The organism is Halomonas sp. (assembly GCF_041689495.1).
Classification (GTDB): domain Bacteria; phylum Pseudomonadota; class Gammaproteobacteria; order Pseudomonadales; family Halomonadaceae; genus Halomonas.
The window spans coordinates 1-5,346 of the sequence record NZ_JBDNGD010000327.1 but is presented as its reverse complement, the minus strand read 5'-3'; the positions used below and the strand labels follow the sequence as shown (position 1 = coordinate 5,346).

Annotated in this window: 5 protein-coding genes; 3 read left to right on the top strand and 2 right to left on the bottom strand. The window is 63.4% G+C overall.

From position 1 onward, the window contains the following. Positions 1-469 (top strand): queuosine precursor transporter (locus ACESMD_RS10610; protein ID WP_372612959.1); only part of this gene is annotated, 469 nt, incomplete at its 5' end. A 61-nt stretch (positions 470-530) separates the two neighbouring features. Then, positions 531-1,307, top strand: a complete 777-nt coding sequence (locus ACESMD_RS10605) for an alpha/beta fold hydrolase (protein ID WP_372612957.1) — start codon at positions 531-533, stop codon at positions 1,305-1,307. Between the two features lie 18 nt (positions 1,308-1,325). Here the strand turns inward: ACESMD_RS10605 and ACESMD_RS10600 are convergent, their stop codons facing one another. Next, a complete protein-coding gene (locus ACESMD_RS10600) occupies positions 1,326-2,594 on the bottom strand; it encodes an ABC transporter substrate-binding protein (RefSeq protein WP_372612955.1) in 1,269 nt (422 codons plus the stop codon). Between the two features lie 171 nt (positions 2,595-2,765). Between ACESMD_RS10600 and ACESMD_RS10595 the strand changes: the two genes are divergently transcribed. Then, the gene (locus tag ACESMD_RS10595; RefSeq protein WP_372612953.1) at positions 2,766-4,472 is read left to right on the top strand and encodes a potassium/proton antiporter; all 1,707 of its coding nucleotides are present in this window, start codon (positions 2,766-2,768) and stop codon (positions 4,470-4,472) included. A gap of 63 nt (positions 4,473-4,535) precedes the next feature. Here the strand turns inward: ACESMD_RS10595 and ACESMD_RS10590 are convergent. Then, the coding region (locus tag ACESMD_RS10590; RefSeq protein ID WP_372612951.1) for a sirohydrochlorin chelatase at positions 4,536-5,346 on the bottom strand (811 nt) is incomplete at its 5' end.

The following is a 5,346-nucleotide window of genomic DNA, read 5'->3' as shown; positions in this document are numbered from 1 at the left end:
GATGCGGGTGATGCTGCCCGCCCTGGTGATCTCCTATGTCATCTCGGTCATCTTCCCTCAGGGTAGCTATGTCGGTCTGGCCGGGCTCGGTGACTGGAACCTCTTCGTGGCCCGCATCGCGGTGGCGAGTTTCATGGCCTACGTGCTCGGCCAGCTGCTGGATGTGACTGTCTTCGACCGGTTGCGCACGCTGTCCGCCTGGTGGATTGCCCCGGCCGTATCTACTGTCTTCGGTAACCTGGTCGATACGACCGCCTTCTTTTCCATCGCCTTCTACCACAGCCCGGATCCGTTCATGGCGGCCAACTGGGTGGAAATCGCCACGGTCGACTATGCCATCAAGCTGGGCATCAACCTTTTGTTCTTCCTTCCGCTCTACGGCGTTCTGCTGGCCTGGTTGAGTCGCCGACTGGTCAAGGTAACCGGTCGTGATGATCTGGCTCCGGAGATCGCCCGCGCGCGATATTGACCCGCGCGTGATATTGACCCGAGCGTGATATTGAAAGGTCCAACCGAACAAGGAGAAACCCATGACCCTGGCGTTGCACCATCTGGATACCGGCGGGGAGGGAACACCCCTGGTGGTCATTCACGGGCTGTTCGGCAGTGCCGATAACTGGCGATCTCATGTCACGCAATGGCAGAAGACCCGACGAGTGATCGCCCTGGACCTGCGTAACCATGGACGTTCGCCCCATGTCCCGGGCATGGATTATGTCGACATGTCCGACGATGTCATCGCTTTGATGGATGGCCTGGGCATCGAGCGAGCCCATCTGCTGGGCCACTCCATGGGCGGAAAGGTAGCGATGACACTCGCCCGACTGGCACCCCAGCGGGTGGCATCCCTGATCGTCGCCGACATCGCACCCCAAGCCTATGGTCATGACCATGACAGCGTCTTCGCTGCCCTGCGCCGAGTGGAGGAAGGCTCGCCCGCCAACCGTCGCGAAGCAGACGCCCTGCTCGCCGAGCATATCGATGAGCGGGGCGTGCGCCTCTTCCTGGCCACCAACCTGGAACGCAGGGATTCGGAGACGCTGCAATTGCGTATCGGCCTCGACGAAATTCAGGCCGACTATGAATCCATCATGGGAGCGCCGGGAGGAGAGCGCGCCTATACAGGGCCGACACTGGTCATGCGAGGCGCCGCCTCAGGCTATGTAACCGATGAGATGCTGCCAGCCCTGCGCGAGGTCCTTCCCGAGACCCGGGTCGTCACCCTCGATGCCGGGCATTGGCTCCATGCCGAACAGCCCGAAGCGTTCCGTCAGACCGTGGAAGACTTCCTCGACGCCCTGGCCTGAACGGCTTCAGAAACGGCTTCAGAAGGTGCCGGGGTCCACGGCGAGGCGTTCCACCGGAATCAGCTCGTCGACTACGCCGCCTTCGTGCAGGAAGGTGGCGAATCGTGCGTAACGGCCGTGGTCCAGGGCGGCCGGCGTGCCGCTCAGTTGCGTCAGCACGTATCCCCAATTGGCGTGATTGGCGGGGGTATCGATGTCAGGTTCGCTGGCCACCAGGCGTTCCCAGGCATCGTCGGGGTTCTCGATGATCCAGGCCGTGATCTCTTCCAGAGCGTCCACCAGGGCGCGGATCGCCACACGCTGATCTTTCAGCCGGTCTCGATTCGCCAGAAGCACCAGCCCATCATGCAGCGGCACACCGTGGTCCTCGACATTGAGTACCCGCGTTGCCAGGCCCTGATCGCCCAGCTCGCGGGGGAGCCGATGACGCATGGCACCGATAACGCCGTCCAGTTCATCCTCGAGCATGGCGCGCGCCGGCGAGAAATTGACGTCGTGGATCTCGATTTCACTACGACTGATGCCCAGAGGCTTGAGCATGGTGTCCAGCATGACCTTCAGGCTGTCATCGTCGGAATGACCGATGCGTCGCCCAGCCAGATCGATGAGGGAGTCCAGTGAGCCATCTTCGCGCAGGACCAGAGCGCTCAGAGGCATGTCGATCAGAGTGGCGACCCGAATCAAGGGTTCTCCCGCCGCCACCTCGAGGTGAAGCAGGGGTTGACGGCTCAGTGCCAGATCGACCCTGCCCGCCGCCAGCAGCTTGGTGGACACGGTCGGATCTGCCGGGGTCAGTAGCCGCACCTCGAGGCCGCGTCGCGAGAACAGGCCCTTGTCGCGCGCCAGGAAGAGGGAGGCATGCCGGGGGTTTGGATACCATTCCAGCATCACGTCCAGGGTGATCAGCGGCGGGGGCTCGATGGGTTCGGCCGGCGCCGAGGCGATGGTCGGCACGGCTGTGTCAGCGTCCAGGGCCTGATCGGCCTTGGATGCTTCGTCCGACGAGGGCGCCTGGGTGGTGGGACCCTTCTCATCGGCAATACCGGAGGCAGATGCGTTGTCGATTATCCGGTTGGCATCCGCCGTGGCTTCGGTGGGCGGCGACTGCGCCGGCGGGCCATCGGCTAACCAGGGAACCATCACCTCGGTCTTGAGGGGCGGATAGATCGTCGGCGGTAACGGCAGGTTGTCCTGGCCATGGAGTTGCGCCGTCTGCGCCGCAAGGAAAAGCAGCAGGCAAGCCACCAGGATTCCTCGTTTCGGCAAGCAGTGGGGCGCAAGTATCATGGGTCGTGCTCCAGGGTGACCGTCAAGGCCGGCAAGCGAAGAGAAGGGCGAGTTTAGCCTCAGTCACGCGGTCGTGACCAGTTCGAACCCAGGGTTAGCCCTCCGGGTTCACATCGCCGATATCTCCTCGCCGTGCAATAATCCCTGCATCTAAGGCCGGGGCAGGATGCCATGGAAACCATCAACACCCTCTTTATTCTCAGCGGCTTCCTGATTGCCCTGAGCATTGTCGCCAGTCGACTTTCGACCCTGGTGGGAATGCCGTTGCTGCTGGTGTTCCTGATACTGGGCATGCTGGCGGGGGAGGAAGGGGTGCTGGGCATCCGCTTCGATGACTATTCCGTGGCCTTCCTGATCGGCCACCTGGCGCTGGCGATGATCCTGCTCGACGGCGGCTTGCGTACGCGAATCAAGACGTTCCGGGTGGGGTTCAAGCCGGCGCTCAGCCTTGCCACCCTGGGCGTCTTCATCACCAGTGGCCTGATCGGCGTGCTGTCGATGTGGGTCTTCCAGCTCAGCCTCCTGGAAGGGCTCCTGGTGGGCGCCATCGTCGGATCCACCGATGCCGCGGCGGTCTTTTCCATGCTCAGCGGGCACGGCGTCAACCTCAACGAGCGGGTCGGGGCCACCCTCGAGATCGAATCCGGCACCAACGATCCCATGGCCATCTTCCTCACCATCCTGTTCGTGGAAGCCCTGGTCGGGGAAGTCCGTGGCCCCGTCGACACCATCCTGTTCCTGATCACCCAATTCGGGTTGGGCCTGACCATCGGGATCGGTGGCGGCTGGTCGATCGGTCGTTTGCTTCGCTGGCTCGACCTGGCGCCGGGGCTCTATTCGTTGCTGGCCCTGGCCCTCGGCTTCTTCGTCTTTGGCTTGACCAGTGCCTTGGGAGGCAGCGGTTTCCTCGCCATCTACCTTGCCGGCCTGATGATCGGCAACCAGCCGGGTCGCCATCTCAACTTCATCCTGCCGGTACATGACGGCCTGGCATGGCTGAGCCAGATCGGGCTCTTCCTGGTCCTGGGCTTGCTGGTCACCCCGAGTGAGCTGCTGGAATACGCCATTCCCGCCTCGTTGGTCGCCCTGGCCCTGATCTTTGTCGTGCGTCCCCTGGCCGTGCTCATCTCGGTCAAGCCCTTCTTCAAGTTCCGCTGGCGAGAGATCGGTTTCATTTCCTGGGTCGGGCTCAGGGGGGCCGTGCCCATCGTGCTGGCGATCTTCCCGGTCATCGGGGGGGTCCAGAACGCCTCCCTCTACTTCAATGTGGCCTTCGCGGTGGTCTTGATGTCGCTGCTGATCCAGGGCGGCTCCATTGCCTGGATGGCCCGCTGGATGAAGGTGGAGGTCCCGGCCGCGACGACGCCCAATTTCCGAGGCCCCCTGGGTGTGCTGCCGGAAAATGATTACGAGATGTTCGTCTACGACGTGGACAATGCCGACCTCGACGACGTGCCCATCCGCATTCTGCGTTTCCCCTCGGGAGCACTGATTTCCGCGATCTTCCGCGATCATGCCATGTTGCATCCCAAGGGCAGCACTCGCCTTCAGATCGATGACGTGATCTGTGTGATCGGCCAGAACCACGACCTGCCGGCCCTCAATCGCCTTTTCAACGGGAATACCAGGCTCCGGCAGGAACGCGCCTTCTTCGGTACCTTCACCTTCGAGGGCGAGGCCATGATGCGCGATGTCGCCGATGTGTATGGCCTGACCCTGAGCCCCGGAGAAAAGAACATAACCCTGGCCGATTTCGTCTCCCTGCGGGTCGGGGGTCACCCGGTGGTCGGCGATGACGTGGATTGGCACGGCATCCATTGGGTCGTCAGCGGGATGCAGGGGAACCGGATCACCAAGGTGGGTCTCAGGCTCTATTGACGGCCAGGCCATGCGGCAGGCATCGACAAACCTCCTGGTGGCTTTGGACCTTCGAAGAAGGCGTCAGTCCAGCCTGGGCGTGGGCGGTGGTATGTCGTGCAGAATGTCATGGCCTGCCAGGGCGCGATCCAGGCGCTCGGCCAGGATGTCCAGGATGGCGTCGTGCTCGCCGGCCAGGCGCGTCATGGTCGTCTGCAGCCCGGGGTGACGCCGCTCGGCCTCGGCGCAGATGACCGCGACATCGCCATCGCGGCCGGCATGGCGCCCCGGAGAGAGGAACAGCATCGAGACGATCACCTCGCCTCGGTGGAAACCGGGGTTGTCCAGGAGGCGCTCCAGCAAGGGCTCGTTGAAGCGATAGGCATCCCCTTCGCGCCTTTCCATGGACGCCGCGGCCAGGCAATGGACCCTGTCTTCCAGCAATGCACCGAGCTGACCCGCCAGGACATTGCGGACCGCCGTGACCTCGGGGATCGGGCTGCCATGATCCACCAGGACAACGGCGGGGCGAGAGCCCGGTGTCATGCGCTCCAGTACGCCATCGCGCAGGATTCTCGCCAGACGCAGGTCCAGCGGGCCCTCCAGATCCACCAGAGGGTTAGCGATCCGCACATGCACGCCGGGATGGCTCTGCTGCAGTGTCGCCATGCGCTCCGGAAGGTACTCGGTCAGGGCTCGACTGGAACCAAAGAAGAAGGGCAGCACCAGGATCTCGTCACAGCCGGCGTCGGCGCGGCGAGTCGCCGCCGGCCCCAGCGTCACGGCAGGCACGCCTTCAAGGTCTTCTGCCGGCACCTTGTTGGAGTGAAGGAGTGACGCTGGCTCCACCCTCACAGCACTCCTTGCGCTCAACTCTGCGGCGAGCCGGCGAAGG